This window comes from Acinetobacter sp. YH16042 (assembly GCF_013417245.1).
GTDB classification, from domain to species: Bacteria; Pseudomonadota; Gammaproteobacteria; order Pseudomonadales; family Moraxellaceae; genus Acinetobacter; species Acinetobacter amyesii.
This window is the reverse complement of sequence record NZ_VPEJ01000007.1, coordinates 68,671-84,501: the sequence shown is the minus strand read 5'-3', so window position 1 is coordinate 84,501 and position 15,831 is coordinate 68,671. Positions and strand designations below refer to the sequence as shown.

15 protein-coding genes are annotated in these 15,831 nt (G+C 39.3%); 7 read left to right on the top strand and 8 right to left on the bottom strand.

The window, feature by feature from the left end:
• Positions 1–92: 92 nt before the first annotated feature.
• Positions 93–1,313, bottom strand: a complete 1,221-nt coding sequence (locus FTV37_RS07260) for a L,D-transpeptidase (protein WP_180063400.1) — start codon at positions 1,311–1,313, stop codon at positions 93–95.
• Between the two features lie 205 nt (positions 1,314–1,518).
• On the opposite strand from FTV37_RS07260, the gene hemE reads away from it, so the two are divergent.
• From hemE to FTV37_RS07235, 5 genes are all read left to right on the top strand, one after another.
• Positions 1,519–2,589, top strand: a complete 1,071-nt coding sequence (hemE, locus tag FTV37_RS07255) for a uroporphyrinogen decarboxylase (protein WP_180063399.1) — start codon at positions 1,519–1,521, stop codon at positions 2,587–2,589.
• Between the two features lie 40 nt (positions 2,590–2,629).
• Positions 2,630–3,421, top strand: coding sequence for a DUF817 family protein (locus FTV37_RS07250; protein ID WP_180063439.1), 792 nt, complete (start codon positions 2,630–2,632; stop codon positions 3,419–3,421).
• A gap of 150 nt (positions 3,422–3,571) precedes the next feature.
• Complete coding sequence (locus tag FTV37_RS07245; RefSeq protein ID WP_078190276.1) at positions 3,572–4,042, top strand: DUF3015 family protein; 471 nt, start codon at positions 3,572–3,574, stop codon at positions 4,040–4,042.
• 109 nt (positions 4,043–4,151) lie between these two features.
• Positions 4,152–6,026: a DUF4105 domain-containing protein gene (locus FTV37_RS07240; protein WP_373683564.1), complete on the top strand. Its 1,875-nt coding sequence runs from the start codon at positions 4,152–4,154 to the stop codon at positions 6,024–6,026.
• Between the two features lie 107 nt (positions 6,027–6,133).
• Complete coding sequence (locus FTV37_RS07235; protein WP_180042362.1) at positions 6,134–7,510, top strand: diguanylate cyclase; 1,377 nt, start codon at positions 6,134–6,136, stop codon at positions 7,508–7,510.
• A gap of 79 nt (positions 7,511–7,589) precedes the next feature.
• Here the strand turns inward: FTV37_RS07235 and FTV37_RS07230 are convergent, their stop codons facing one another.
• The 7 genes from FTV37_RS07230 to FTV37_RS07200 form a co-directional block, all read right to left on the bottom strand.
• Complete coding sequence (locus FTV37_RS07230) at positions 7,590–7,946, bottom strand: cupin domain-containing protein (RefSeq protein WP_078191972.1); 357 nt, start codon at positions 7,944–7,946, stop codon at positions 7,590–7,592.
• A gap of 120 nt (positions 7,947–8,066) precedes the next feature.
• The gene (gene folE / locus FTV37_RS07225; RefSeq protein ID WP_171262632.1) at positions 8,067–8,615 is read right to left on the bottom strand and encodes a GTP cyclohydrolase I FolE; all 549 of its coding nucleotides are present in this window, start codon (positions 8,613–8,615) and stop codon (positions 8,067–8,069) included.
• A gap of 95 nt (positions 8,616–8,710) precedes the next feature.
• The gene (locus FTV37_RS07220) at positions 8,711–9,400 is read right to left on the bottom strand and encodes a Smr/MutS family protein (protein WP_078190270.1); all 690 of its coding nucleotides are present in this window, start codon (positions 9,398–9,400) and stop codon (positions 8,711–8,713) included.
• 111 nt (positions 9,401–9,511) lie between these two features.
• A complete protein-coding gene (locus FTV37_RS07215; RefSeq protein WP_180063397.1) occupies positions 9,512–10,495 on the bottom strand; it encodes a hypothetical protein in 984 nt (327 codons plus the stop codon).
• Between the two features lie 105 nt (positions 10,496–10,600).
• The gene (trpC, locus tag FTV37_RS07210; RefSeq protein ID WP_180026398.1) at positions 10,601–11,407 is read right to left on the bottom strand and encodes an indole-3-glycerol phosphate synthase TrpC; all 807 of its coding nucleotides are present in this window, start codon (positions 11,405–11,407) and stop codon (positions 10,601–10,603) included.
• 16 nt (positions 11,408–11,423) lie between these two features.
• Positions 11,424–12,470, bottom strand: coding sequence for an anthranilate phosphoribosyltransferase (gene trpD / locus FTV37_RS07205; RefSeq protein ID WP_168379163.1), 1,047 nt, complete (start codon positions 12,468–12,470; stop codon positions 11,424–11,426).
• An 18-nt stretch (positions 12,471–12,488) separates the two neighbouring features.
• The gene (locus FTV37_RS07200) at positions 12,489–13,073 is read right to left on the bottom strand and encodes an aminodeoxychorismate/anthranilate synthase component II (RefSeq protein WP_078190263.1); all 585 of its coding nucleotides are present in this window, start codon (positions 13,071–13,073) and stop codon (positions 12,489–12,491) included.
• Between the two features lie 889 nt (positions 13,074–13,962).
• Here FTV37_RS07200 and glnA point away from each other — a divergent pair.
• Together glnA and FTV37_RS07190 are read left to right on the top strand one after the other, a co-directional pair.
• Entirely contained in the window at positions 13,963–15,378 is a 1,416-nt protein-coding gene (gene glnA, locus FTV37_RS07195; RefSeq protein ID WP_180004821.1) for a type I glutamate--ammonia ligase, read from the top strand.
• Between the two features lie 96 nt (positions 15,379–15,474).
• The gene (locus FTV37_RS07190; RefSeq protein WP_180004871.1) at positions 15,475–15,753 is read left to right on the top strand and encodes a hypothetical protein; all 279 of its coding nucleotides are present in this window, start codon (positions 15,475–15,477) and stop codon (positions 15,751–15,753) included.
• Positions 15,754–15,831: the final 78 nt, after the last annotated feature.

Here is a 15,831-nt window from a genome sequence, read left to right as displayed (position 1 = left end):
ACGCTCATCCAAGATTGAGTCTTTTGTTATGCATAAAGGCGCAACTATAAAAAAAGCCTGCACGAAGCAGGCTTTTTTAAATATGACTAAAATTATTCTAAGAATTTAACAGTCACACCAGATTTCACTTTCTTACCTAAGTCATTTGCATCCCAGTTGGTCAAACGAATACAACCGTGTGACGCAGTTTTAGAGATTGCAGATGGGTTCGGAGTACCGTGTATACCAAATGATTTTTTGCTCAAACCAATCCAGATATTACCAACAGGACCATTTGGACCAGGTGGTAAAGACAATGGTTTTCTGTTGTTGCCTTGAACAAAGTTAGAAGGTGAGTAGCTGTACCAAGGGTTTGGTGCAACACCTGTTACTTTATATGTACCTGTAGGTGATGGTGTATCTGAACTACCAATCGTTGCCGGGAATGAACCGATCATTTGGTTGCGGCTATTAAACAAGTAAAGTTGTTTCGCGCCTTTATGTGCAACGATCAGGTGAATATCTTCAGGAACTTCGTTACGAATATTCGCTACTAAGATTTTTTCACCAGCTTTTTTAAATGTCGCTTTTGGATTCAACTTTTTCAAAAAGTCTTCGTCCATGTGGAATTTTTCACCTAACATTTCAGTCACACGTGTGTAGTACAAGCCTTTCATTTTTGCTTGTAATGCATAGTCGTGTGGAATTGATGCTGCATAAGGACCTTTCAAGTCTGCATCAGTCAACGTGTATTCAATGAATGCAGGTTTAGAACCTTGTTTCGCAATCAGCGCATCCCAAGTTTCTTTAGTTAAAGTCCCTGTAGGTTTCAAGCTATTCATTTGTTGGAATGAAGCGATCGCCTTTAGGGTATTTTTACCACTGGTACCATCAATTGCACCCGGTGAAGCATGTGCATTATTGAGCATGACATGCGCACGTGCATAAACAGGGAGTTGACCTTTACCAATGTTGTCATACCACTGAGCATTATTTAGGTCATTTAAACCCCAAGCAACTTTGGCAGCAGGCGAAGTTGATGTTGGAGTTGTAGCAGTCGCTGTAGCAGGTGCAGCACCGATGTCGGCTTTAACATCTTCTGATTGTTGCAAGCTGTCTAAAGTTTGCGATGCTTGGTTCAGATCTTCTTGTTCTTGAGCGCTAATCTGGCTAGTTGCAGATGAAGCTTCAGTCGCTAACGGATCAATGGGATCCTGGACTGCAACATTAGTCACTTTTTTTGGCGTTAATGGTTGTTCAGCAGTAGATGCGGCAATAGCTGTACCAGCAAATATGCAACTTAGGCTCAGTGCGAGCATGGTGCGAACGAACATGTAATTCAACCTTAAGAATTATTCATTTACTGTGTATTAAAAACTGGCTAAGTATTACAGAAAAAAAGTGGAGATGCAGTAGTTGTTTTGTGTAAATATCATTTTTGGCACTCAACATGATCGGTTTTTAAATGCTTGAGAAGTTATTATATTTACAACCTTTTTGATATGATGATGCGAATATCGAATTAAGTTGGGAAAGTGAATGACGACCTTAAAAAATGATCGTTTCTTGCATGCCTTATTACGTGAACCGGTAGATGCCACTCCGGTTTGGATGATGCGTCAGGCTGGCCGTTATTTACCAGAGTATCGTGAAACACGTGCAAAAGCGGGTGATTTCCTATCCCTTTGTAAAAATACAGAATTTGCTTGTGAAGTTACTTTACAACCTTTGCGTCGTTATGACTTAGACGCTGCCATTTTATTTTCAGACATTTTGACTGTACCTGATGCGTTGGGTTTGGGACTGTATTTTGAAGCAGGTGAAGGTCCGAAGTTTCATAAAACTGTACGTACCGAACAAGATGTACTGAATTTACCTAAGTTTAATGCCAAATCTGACTTAGATTATGTCATGAATGCTGTGACTACGATTCGTTCAGCATTGGGCGGACAAGTTCCTTTGATTGGCTTCTCAGGCAGTCCTTGGACATTGGCAACCTATATGGTGGAAGGTGGTTCAAGCAAAGATTTCCGTTTTACGAAACAAATGATGTATGCACAACCTGAAGTGCTGCATGCCTTATTAGACCGTTTGGCTGTTGCGGTGACTGAATATCTCAATGCGCAGATTGATGCAGGTGCGCAAGCCGTACAAATCTTTGATAGTTGGGGTGGGGCATTAGCACACCGTGAATACATTGAATTTTCACTGAACTACATGCAAAAAATCGTGGCAGGTTTACAGCGTGAAAAAGATGGACGCAAAGTCCCTGTGATTTTGTTTACCAAAGGTGGTGGTCAATGGTTAGAGCCAATGATTGCAACGGGTGCAGATGCCTTTGGTTTAGATTGGACTACGCCATTAAATGTGGCACGTCAAACAGTCGCAGGCCGTGCAGCATTGCAAGGTAACTTAGACCCAGCAACATTGTATGGTTCGCCTGAAGCAATTGCGAAAGCGACGCGTGCTATGTTAGATGACGCATATGCCAATGGTGAAAAAACCGGTTATGTGGCGAACTTAGGCCATGGTATTACCCAGTGGGTAGATCCAACCAATCCGAAAGCCTTTATTGATACGGTACACGAATATAGTGCCAAGTATTTATAAGGCTTCAGGGAAATAGGTTTAGGATTCAACCGTGGTCAAGATGATAAAATCATGTTTTGAGTTCTCTTATAAGGCAGCTTCGGCTGCCTTATTTGGGATATTACTGCTGATCGCTTTTGCATTCACTGCAGCAATGGGAAGTCAGGAATATTTTGGCTTTTTCCGTTATGACTATTTATTGTTTTATGCACTGATCATTCAAGTGTGTTTACTCTGCTTAAAACTCGAGTCTTGGGCGGAAGCGAAAGTCATAGCACTGTTTCATCTGCTGGCTATGGGGATGGAAATATTTCTCACCCATCCACACATTGCCTCATGGCAATATCCGCAGCCTGCGGTTTTCAAACTGCTGACCGTGCCATTGTTTGCAGGTTTCATGTATTCGGCGGTGGGGAGTTTCTTTGCACGTTCGTTACGTCTATATCAGGTATCGTTTAGTAACTTACCGCATTTTGGCAATATGCTGTGCTTAGCCGTTTTGTCATATTTTAATTTTATGACCAAATTTTTTGTGCCAGATATTCGTATGCTTTTGTTTGCTTGGAGTGTGGTGATCTTTTGGAAAACCAAGCTCAGTTTTCAATTACAAAATCATGTGATTCAGTTGCCGATGTTACCGGTATTGTTGATTTTGGCATTTTTGATTTGGATCGCAGAAAATATCAGTACCTTCTATCAAATTTGGTTATATCCAAGTCAAGTTGATGCATGGCATATGGTCGGGTGGGGTAAACTCGGTTCTTGGTATTTGCTGTTATTACTCAGTCTGGTTTTAGTACTCAAAATCCTTGGAAAACGTGATGAAAATGGTACTTGGTTGCTCAAAAAATAGTGAAAAAGAATGTATTATTTTTAGCCAAAAGTTTTAGATGAAAATGTTTTGCCTTCTCTGAAAGATCAAGTTAATCTACAGGTGTGTAATCAAAATTACACATGTTTTAATAATTAAAAACAATGGAATAAAATTCCCTGGAGAAGTGCTATGTTAAAAAAATTAGCTTTAGTTGCAGTCGTTGCACTAGGTTCTACAGCTGCTTTTGCTGACCGTGACGTAGGTTGTGGTGTTGGTTCTCAAGTTTGGGCTGGTCAATCAGGTAAAATTCCTAAAATTTTAGCTGCGACTACCAACGGTATTTTTACTAACCAGTTACTTGGTATTACCTTTGGTACTTTAGGTTGTAGCGGTACAGGTACAGTGACTGCTCAAGCGGTAACATTTACCAATGAAAATGCTGAATCACTTGCTCGTGATATGGCAGTTGGTCAAGGTGAGAGCCTGAATGTTTTGGCTGAGCTTTTAAACATCCAATCAACAGATAAAGCACGTTTCTTTGCTGTGTCTAAAGCAAATTTTGCTGAAATCTATTCAGCTGAAAACCAGTCTTCTCTACAAGTACTTGCTTCATTACAAAGCGTAATGGCGAAAGATGAAGTACTTAAAGCATACGTTTAATCGATGCTTTCAAAACCCTGTCTCTTGGCAGGGTTTTTTATTATCTAAAATATATAAAAATGGATTTGAATATAACTGAATGAAATCAATTGCTTTATTTTGTACCTTTATGATTCCGAGCATCTTATATGCTCAGCAAGTTGTAGATCCAAACCTCTCTAAAACCGTAGAGCTACAGCGATATATTGAACTTGCACAATCAAAAAAACTGTCTGAACACATCAGTTGGCAACGACTTTTATATACAGATCATAAAGGACAAAGTGAAGTTGCTTTTTCAGGTTACTTTCTAGCTGAAAATGGCCGTCAAAATGCCCAAGCCGAATTAGAGGCAGATGTCGCTGCACTGTTTCAAACCGCCGAACATAATCAAGCCTTTCGTTGTCGTTTCCCTGCGCGTAGTCAGTGGTTGATGCAAGAATTATCCATCCGTTCAGAGCAGTTACCAGTAGTGAGTTGCCCTGAGTTTGATGAATGGTTTGGGAAAATTAAGCCGTATAAAGCGACATTAATTTACGCCACAGACTTTATGGGGAATCCAAGTTCTATGTTTGGACATACCTTGTTGCGTCTCGATCCGAAAGATCAGAAAGAGCTAAATTTGGTGTCCTATGCCATTAACTATGCTGCGACAGTTGCAGGTGAAGATAACTGGTCTTATGCATGGAAAGGCTTAACAGGGCAATATCCTGGTGAATATTCCTTGATGCCGTACTACCGAAAGGTGAAAGAATATGGTGATTTTGAAAGTCGTGATTTGTGGGAATATGAGCTAGCACTGACCGAGCAAGAAACCAGTTATTTGGTTAAACATCTTTGGGAAATGCAAAATGTCAGTTTTCCCTATTATTTTGCCAGTGATAACTGTGCATATCGATTATTGGGCCTAATGGATTTGGTTCGCCCGACACTGAATTTAACCGAAAAATTTAAAGTCGCTTCCATTCCTGTTGAAACGATTAAAGCGATCAATGATGAACAACTGATTCAAGCAGCGGTGTATCGTCCTGCATTAGAAACGCAGCTTTTATCACAAGCGCAGCAACATGGATATCGTTTAGCACGTGAAGCGCATAAGCTCGCTGAAATTGAACCTGATAACATGTCGACAGCAGTCGCTCAGTTTAATGAAGCAGAGCAAGCGAAAATATTGGAAATGGCGTACGACCATCTGTATTTATTACTGATTGGTCGAAAGGTGAGTGCGGAAGAAACGCAGCCTAAATTGCGTCAAATCTTGGCCTTACGTAGCCAATCTTCACAACCCAAACAACGGACTGAACCTAAGCAGCCAAGTCTAGACCCAGTCAATGGACATCATGCGCGAAATTTTTCAGCCGCAGTAGGCGAAGTTCAAGGTGAAAAATATATCGAACTCGGGCATCGTCAGGCATATCATGACTTGATCGATCCGCAAGGTGGCTTTCGGATTGGTACGCAGTTGATGTTTTGGGATGGCTCGATCCAATATCGAGACGACCAACTCAAACTCAATCATTTTGATTTTTTATCGGTCAATTCTTACAACCCGATCACGCCATTTAAAACACCGCTAAGCTGGGGTTTTAATTTTGGCTGGCAGCAAGTGTCAGTAGATGCAGGTCAATTTAGCGAAACGGAACAACATGGTGTAGCTGAATTAAAAGCGCAATCTGGATATAGCTGGGCCAATCAGGAACGCACACATTTGTGTTATGTGCAGTCTCAAATGCAGGTGCAGGGCGGCAAGTCACTAGATGATGGATGGCGAGTGGGCCTTGGGCCGACATTGGGTTGCCAAAATATTTGGTCAGAAAAATTAAATAGTTTGGTTCAGGCAGAGCTTCCGTATTGGGAAGACACACATCAATGGAATCTGAAACTCGATGCTGAATTACAATATATCGTCAACCAACAAAATGCTTTAAAACTAGGCTATGAATACCAGCAGCAAGATGATCAAGATTGGAATAAATTGAAATTGAGTTATGTATTTTTCTATTAATTTTTAAGATAGATAAAATATGAAATATCAAATAAATTTGTTTTTTTTATGTAAGTAAAGCAAGGTATGATTGCTAGCTTTGTAATAGCTGTGGTTTGTGTCACCGAATGAATCAAGAATGTATTACAGGTCTAAGTCAGGCTTGGAAAGATATTTGTGATCAATATACTGAAAATGAACATCTTGCAGCATTGCAATTTATCCAAAGGCATGTTGAACATTTAGTTACTGTTTTTTATGAACAAATGTCACGTGAGCCAGAGTCAGCTGAATTTTTTAAAGACGATATCATTCAAAAAAGGCTCATCGACACTTTAAGAAAATGGTTGTTAGAAACGTTTAATGTCGCACTGAATGGTGAATTTGAAAGCTCAGTCAAAAGACAGCAGAAAGTTGGAATGGTACACGCGCGTGTTGGTATTCCGTCATGGTTCATCATACGTGGTGTGCGTGAAATAGAACGTAAAATATTTGAAATTTTAGAGTTAAACCAAACACAAAATATTCTCCATATGTGTAGTTATATTGTACAAATTATGGGGTTCAGCACTGAAATCATGTGCCGATCTTATGAGATCAATACGGAAAAAAACCAAGAAACAAAACACAATTATCGCTTATTTTCTGCGATGCAAGATGTAGCAGTGCATAAAGATAAACAACGTGGTTCATTGCTCGATTGGGAAAATGAACTGATGTTTAAAATCTTTTCGGGCAATGTTGGTTTTTATCATCCCTTATTTTCAAAATCAGAGTTTGGGCTATGGTTCATTCATAAAGCGGCATATGCTTTTTCAGGTTCAGATCAGGTGCAACTGATTATTGACCGAATTTATGAAGTCGATCAATTAACCCAGCAAACGATGCAGATGACGGAAAAAGATCAGCTGCAACAGTTGATTCAACAGATTCGTGAATTGAACCGTGAAATTCAGCATTTAGTCGATCAACTATTTCAAGTGGCTGAATATATTGAGTCTGGCAATGATTCTTTAACTCAACTTCTGAACCGTCGTTATCTCAGTACGATTATTTCACGTGAAATTACCTTTGCGCGGCAAAATGAAACGCCGTTGTCTTTGCTCGCCTTTGACGCGGATTATTTTAAAATGATCAATGATAAGTTTGGTCATGCGGCAGGTGATCTTGCACTTAAATTTATTGCCGAAGCCTTACAGCGTTATAGTCAAGGTAGCGATTATGCATTCCGTATCGGTGGGGAAGAGTTCTTATTACTCTTGGTGGATACTGGTGTAAACCGTGCGATGAAAATTGCAGAAAATATTCGCCAATATATTGAAAAGGGCCTGATCCGAACGGCACAAGGTCAGCAATTTAGTTTTACCGTAAGTATTGGTTGTGTGCAGTATGATGGACATCCTGACTATCAGCGCTTTTTAGATGCAGCAGATCATGCCTTGTACGCAGCAAAAAATAATGGTCGAAACTGTATTCAAGTCACAAAGCATTTGTCGTATATCTAATTCATCCTGAGAATAAAAACTCCCACATATGGGAGTTTTTTTTATGGGTAAATACGCTTTATGCGAGATGTACCGTAATTTAAACTTCGACAACCACATAGTATTTTTTGACGGCTTCGACAACTTCAAACTTGCCCTGAAACGATGGGGGAATAATGCCCGCTTGGCCAGCGGAAACCTCGATATATCCGCCTTGTTGATCATGAATACGTACTAATCCTTCAAGGATAGTAAAAAACTCTTGTTTGTTCGGTGCAAAGACAATATTCCATGCGCCAACTTCACATTGCCAAATCCCGCAGTCCATATTGGGGTGTACATACAGGCTTGCAGTTTCACGTTTAGGATTGCCCTGAACCAAACGGTCTGGGCGAGGGAAGTCTATGCTGTGTTTGGCTTGCGCTAAACCCTGACCGGCAATATATACATCTGACATGATTCATCCTGAAAATAGTGCTTTGCTATCAAAGCAAACGATTTGCGACATTAAAACACAAATAAAAAAGGCCTCAAGAGCTCGAGGCTTTTTTTATGAGTGCTAACGCTGAATGTTCTATTAATAGCTTTCAGGCACAGCACTTAAGAATTCACGGCGTTCTTCTTTATTGGTTTTAAAGTCACCGACAAAAGAAACGGTACGTGTTGTAGACTCTTGTTTACCTACACCACGCATCATCATGCACATGTGAGCTGAATCAATCACCACAGCAACACCACGTGCACCAGTCACTTCAGCCACAGCTTCAGCGATCTGCTGAGTGAGGTTTTCCTGAATTTGTAAGCGACGGGCAAACATTTCTGTAATACGTGCAAATTTTGATAAACCTAAAACATTGCCTTCTGGGAGATAAGCAATATGTACGCGACCATAAAAAGGTAATAAATGGTGCTCACACAAAGAATAGAATTCGATATTCTTAACTAAGACCATTTCACGGTTATCTGATGGGAAAACCGCATTGTTGGTCACTTCTTCAAGTGTCTGGCTATAACCAGAAGTAAGATATGAAAAAGCTTTAGCAGCACGCATAGGCGTATCTTTAAGACCCGGGCGATTCAGATCTTCACCAACGGCAGTTAGGATATTTGCGTAGGATTGCTGCATAGACATAAGACGTGTTCACTTACACTGAGAGATTGAACAAGGACGGCATTGTAGCAGAAAACTATTACAATGCCTTCTTTTGGAGTTAAATCCGATTATTGTTTAAACTGTGGGTTCTTTTCTGCACGTTTAAGCAGAACCAGTACAGCACCTGTGCCGCCTTGTTTTTCTGGGGCGCTCACAAATGCCAATACATCACGATGTTGACGTAACCAACTATTTACATAAGTTTTTAAAATTGCTTCTGGACCTTTGCCATGCACAATTTTAATGACGTTTTGATTGTCATCTTTCGCCATTTGAATAATTTGCAGCACGGCAGAACGGGCTTCTTCAACAGTGCAACCGTGTAAGTCGACAGCTTCAAACCAACGTAGATTACCAGCTTTTAAATCTTCAAAAACTTTATGTTGTAAGGTTGCAATGCGATAGCTTAAAGCAGCTTGACTGGCAACAGGGTTGAGCATCGCTTGCGTATCAGAAAGTAATGCATCATCTGTTTCCATAGGACCAATTGCAGCAGCACGTTTAGCCAACGTTTGCGCATCAGGTTTTTTACGACCCACTTTTTCCATTTTTGCAGTATTTCCTGCATTCATTTTTTGAACACCTTGCATTTGCTTTTGGAAAAGCGCGAAGTCTTCTTCCTGCTCTTGTTCAACAGTCTTTGGCGTTGGCTCAGGCTGTTTAGCAATCGTAGAGGAATGTGGATTCGTAATTTGCTTTTTAAAAGATTTCAGTAGGTTGTACTGATCTTTTGAAAGCGAAGAATCGTGTTTGCTCATAATGAAAAAACGGGAAATATACAAAAATTTAGTGCAATTATAGCCTTAAATGGCACTGATTTGAACTGGAAAGACTTTATATAAAGAAGATCTCTTAATTCATTACAAGTCCTATTTGGGCTTCAAAGTTGAATTAATTAATTTAATAACTTTTTTATTTTTATATTGTTCTGCAAGAGCTAATGCTGATTGTTCTTCATTAAATTTAGAAATACACACGATTTCGGTTGAAGCGCCTTTTTCAAGTAAATAAGAAATTATCTGATATTGATTTAGGCGAATAGCTTTACCTAATGGGGAGCATCTAGTGAAATAATATGTTTGTGGTTCAACTTCATCTACTACAAGTTCATTTATTTTTCTCAGCTTCATTTTTTTGATGAAAGAAATATCTGTGTGCTCGATAGCCGCCATAATTAAGGTGGTATCATAAAATTCATTGTTTTCACCAAAATTTAAATATTCAAGATACAAATTTTTGGCTTTTTCATAATTATCAATATCATTTTTCTGTGTCAGGTTCTTTATCGCATTTTGGAAAAAATCATTCATATCATCAAAATCATTTATTGCTGCATGGAACATGAATATATTTATTAAATATGGCTCATCAGCTAAATTCTTTTTCAATAAATGAGAATTATCTTTATAAAAAGTCTGTTCAAAATGATTTAATTTTTCCATGGAAATAGGGTGAGATTTAATATTGATTGGTTTTGATAAAGAATTTTTATGTCCTTTAGAAATAGAAAAATAAGTTGAATTTTCAATATTCTTGTTTTTAGTATTGATTGAGAAATTAATGACTATTGGTAAGCCTTGATAACTAATGATTTCAATTTGATTCTTATTGAAATCATAATTTTTGCCCTTTAGCACGTTAGTATTTATATTTGGAAAAATTTGATTTAGGTCAATCTGAGCAGCAATGATGCCTTCGGGCATAGTGGAAATATTAAAGTAGAGGATATGATTTTGGTCAATAAGATACGGTGAGCCTGTATACAGAGTTATATTTTTTGCCCAACTTATCTGGTGTAGTGAAACCAAGATTAATGAAATGAATAGAAGAGTAGAAGCAATAATCGACTTCATTATTTTTAATTCTCAATTGAATAAAAATTATAAAAAGGATGTGTAATTTTTTAATATGGATGCAAAGGAGAAAAAGGGTGAGCGAACTCACCCTACATATTTCATTTATATTTTATCAGGCACACCAAACAGCTCCTTAAACGCCTGATCAGGACGTGGCTGCTTCATAAAACTTTCACCGACCAAGAAGGCATGAATATCATGTTCTTGCATCATGGCAACATCTGCAGGTGTTGCAATACCGCTTTCTGTCACCAGCAGGCGAGAAGGCTCGAGTAACTTTTTCAAACGTAATGATGTGTTGAGGTCAACATCAAAGGTTTTTAAATTACGATTATTGACGCCAAGTAGACAGTTGTCAGAAAGACGCATTGCACGCTCAAGTTCTTCTTCGTCATGTACTTCAACCAACACGTCGAGATTGTGCTCAAAAGCAGTTTTCGACATTTCTTCGAGTTGTTGATCAGACAAACAAGCCACGATTAATAAAATACAGTCCGCATGTAAAGCGCGTGCTTCAATTACGCCATAAGGATCAATTAAAAAATCTTTACGCAGCGCAGGTAAGTCACAGTTCTTACGTGCAATCTGAATGTTTTCATCGGCACCTTGGAAAAAATCCACATCGGTGAGAACAGACAAACATGCCGCACCAGCATCTTGATACTGCTGCGCAATTTCAGCAGGGTTAAAGTTTTCACGAATGATGCCTTTCGATGGTGATGCCTTTTTAATTTCAGCAATCACCCCCGGACGTTTAGAGCCGAGGTTTTGTGCAAAACCTCGAACGGGTGTAGCTGCTTGAGCTAGCTCTTCGACATCTTTATAGCTACGTTGTTTAAGACGGGCTGCAAATTCTTCTTTTTTACGGTCAACAATTTTACCTAAAATTGTATTGGCGATATCTACCATGATTTGAGTCCTAATCTTAAGCTTCGTATTCTTTTAAAGTTTTCGTAAATTCTGACAAAATGCCCATTTTCTCTAGAGCTTGACCGCCATAGATAATGTCATGTGCTAATGCAACACCTTGTTTATAGCTTTTGGTTAAGCCTGAAACATAAATGCCTGCGCCTGCATTTAGGGCAATCATATTCGCGGCTTTATCACCGAGTGCAGATTTATTTTTACCTAAAGCATCTTTAATTAATTTTAGACTTTCCGCAGCACTATCTACAGATAGACCTGTTAAGGTTTGCGACTCGATATCTACAGCTTCAGGTTGAATTTCCCATTCAGTGACCTCGCCATCTTTAAGTTCTGCAACATAAGTACTTGATGCAAGGCTAATTTCATCTAAACCGTCTTTTGAATGCACCACCAAGACATGTTCTGCACCGAGTTGTTTTAAAACTTCAGCCATAGGACGACATAATTCTGTAGAGAAAACACCAATCACAAAACGTTTTACGCCGGCCGGATTCGTAAGCGGGCCAAGTAGGTTGAAAATACTACGGAAGCCCAATTCTTTACGTGGACCAGCAGCATATTTCATGGCTTTATGATGATTAGGTGCAAAGAGGAAACCAACGCCCATTTCACGAATACAACGTTCAGTTTGCTGCATGTTCAGGTCAAGGTTAATTCCAGCTTGTTCTAAAAGATCAGAAGAGCCTGATTTTGATGAAACACCACGACCGCCATGTTTAGCAATGGTTGCACCTGCTGCTGCAATGACAAAACTAGACGCAGTAGAAACGTTAAATAAGTTTTGACCATCACCACCTGTACCAACGATATCCACCAAATGTGGCAGATCACTGACATCGATTTTGATCGCAAACTCACGCATTACACGTGCTGCGGCAGTGATTTCATCAATACTTTCACCTTTTTGGCGTAAGCCCATCATGAGTGCGCCAATTTGCGCATCGGTCGCTTCACCTTGCATGATGGTACGCATCACTTCTTCCATTTGAGGTTGAGTGAGTTCAATATTTTTAGTGATGTTATTTAAAGCTTGTTGAATATTCATAATATTTTTTGCACTCGATTAAGCGTAAATTTCTAAGAAGTTTTTAAAGATTTGATGGCCATGTTCACTAAGAATTGATTCAGGGTGAAACTGCACGCCTTCGACAGGCAATGTCTTATGTTTTACGCCCATGATTTCTTCCATCGTGCCATCTTCTTCATTGGTCCAGCAGGTCACTTCTAAACATTCAGGCAAAGTCGCTTGATCAATCACCAAAGAGTGATAACGCGTTGCGGAAAATGGCGAAGGGAGGTTGCTGAAAATGCCTTGATCGCTGTGATACATGTCAGATAAACGACCGTGCATCACTTTTTTAGCGCGAATAATATCGCCGCCAAAAGCTTGTCCTATGGCTTGGTGGCCTAAACACACACCGAGTAAAGGAATTTTTCCCGCAAAGTGTTGAATCGCAGGAATTGAAATACCTGCTTCACTTGGCGAACAAGGGCCAGGACCAATGACTAAATACTTCGGTTGCCATCGCTCGATATCTTCCAATGTCACGGCATCGTTACGTACAACTTTTACTTCCTGATTTAACTCGCCAAAATATTGGACGATGTTGTAGGTAAAAGAGTCATAATTGTCGATCATCAAAAGCATGAGCGTATTAACCTTTGAAATTTATGCACTTAACTGTGCTTTGAATAGTCCGAAATGATTCTAAATAGTTGTATATTGACCCAAATATCGTGTGGATATTTTTAATAGAAAAATAGTGAAATATTTAGAATGCAGCCAATCATAGCAAATATTATTCAATTTCTGCTGAACAATTTCGCCAAAGTTCATCGCAACTGGAATCATTTCAGCAAATTATCGACTTATAAATTTAGGATTTAAGTTGAACAAAGCAATCGGCTGAATTTAAGTGTTTAAAATGTGTTCAATTGATATTTTAAAAAGATCTGCTTGCTGTTGTTAAAAATAGCAATTCAGGCTCTAGCTGGAAAAATATGAACCGTTTTGAAGCAAAATCACCAAAATGGAGCACAATTAATGCAAAGGCAGATTGATTAAAATTAAAACAAAACGGTTAAATTTACTTCAATTAAAGGGTGTCTTATGCGCTAAAAAAAACCTAAATATCGATCATTAATTCAGTTGTATCGTAGGTGTATTATTATCCATAACTAGCTAAACCATTAGTTTCTATCGCATTTAAATTTGATACTAATGCTTTAATAAAATCCCAATAATTTTATCGTTGAAAGCGATTAATCATTTTGGTGAATACTGGTGCAAAACCAAGTTGCACTATTTTGATACACCTGCGAGAAGTTTTTAAACAAAAGTGATGAAGAGTGTCTGAATATGGTGCATTTACTGTTGCACACAGTATAATAGTCGAAAAGCAAGGAGTTAAAATCTTCTATTCTGATAAGGAATTCAATATTTTAGCTTGGCTTTTAAAAGTTGGTACGGTAATTGCTTAATAACTACCAACTACTAACACGCACTTCAGTGTGCACAAAAAAATCATCGGAGCAAAATGAGCATGGCGAACAAGGTCCTTCAACTCATCCAAGAAAGTGGCGCAAAATGGGTCGATTTTCGCTTTACTGATACTAAGGGTAAAGAACAACACGTAACTTACCCAGCAGATTCAATCGACGAAGATACGTTTGAAGATGGCAAAATGTTTGATGGTTCTTCAATTGCTGGTTGGAAAGGCATTGAAGCATCTGACATGATCTTACGTCCAGATGCAGAAACTTGTTTTATCGACCCGTTCTTTGCAGAAGCTACAGTTGTTGTGACTTGTGACGTTATCGAACCTTCAACTGGTCAAGGTTATGAACGTGACCCACGCTCTATTGCTCGCCGTGCGGAAGAATACCTAAAATCAACTGGTATCGGTGATACTGCTTTCTTTGGTCCAGAACCAGAATTCTTCGTATTTGACGAAGTAAAATGGGACATCGATATGTCTGGCGCGCGCCACACATTAATCGCTGAAGAAGCTGCTTGGTCTACTGGTAAAGATTACGAAGCAGGTAACTCTGGTCACCGTCCACGTGTGAAAGGTGGTTACTTCCCAGTTCCTCCTGTAGATTCTTCACAAGATATGCGTGCAGAAATGTGTGCAAAAATCGAAGACATCATGGGTCCAGGTCGTGTAGAAGTACATCACCATGAAGTTGCATCTTGCCAGCTTGAAATCGGTGTAAGCTTCAACACTATGGTTCGTAAAGCGGACGAAGTTCAACAGTTCAAATATGCTGTTTGGAACGTTGCTCACCAATATGCTAAAACTGCTACGTTTATGCCTAAACCAATGGTTGGCGATAACGGTTCTGGTATGCACGTTCACATGTCAATCTCTAAAGATGGCAAGAACTTGTTTGCTGGTGATGAATACGCTGGTCTTTCAGAAATGGCGTTGTACTTCATTGGCGGTGTGATCAAACACGCTCGTTCATTGAACGCAATCACAAACCCATCAACTAACTCGTACAAACGTTTAGTTCCACATTTCGAAGCGCCGATTATGCTTGCTTACTCAGCACGTAACCGTTCAGCTTCTATTCGTATTCCTTATGTTTCTAGCCCTAAAGGCAAACGTATCGAAGCACGTTTCCCAGATCCAATGATGAACCCGTACTTAGGTTTCGCTGCGCTTCTTATGGCTGGTCTTGACGGTATCCAAAACAAGATCCACCCAGGTGAAGCTGCTGACAAGAACTTGTACGACCTTCCTCCTGAAGAAGAAGCTAAAATCCCTACAGTGGCTCATAGCTTAGATATGGCGCTTGAAGCTCTTGCAGCTGACCATGATTACCTTCTTAAAGGTGGCGTGTTCACTAAAGAAATGCTTGATGCCTACATCGAACTTAAAACTGAAGAAGTTCGTCGTCTTAACACGACTACTCACCCAGTTGAATTCGACATGTACTACAGCTTGTAATTCTGTACAGAATTTCACTGTAAAAAGACCCGCCTTGTGCGGGTTTTTTTATGGGATGGGTTAAGATAAGGCAAAGAGTTGAATGAATATCTAAACATGGCAAAACCGCGAAAAAAACATACCGGTTTTTTCCCTTGGATTGATCCAGCAGATCAGGCAAAGGGATTTAAACTTAACTTCTCAGAAGTAACTTATTTGGAAGTGGGCATAACAGTTGAAGGTTATAAACAGGCTCAATTTGTCGAGCTGAAAAACCCAGAGCTGGCATTGGAGTTTGATTACCCTGAAAGTTTTTATATTACGACCGAAGGGTTGGTTTTAATAAAAACGCCGCAAGGCAAGTTTGAAGCCATTGCCAAGACAGATAACTTTTAATTCAATACTAAAAAAAATTGAACTGAAAAAATGACCTACAACGTTGCAGGTCATTTTTTATTGAGCATCTGTCAATTT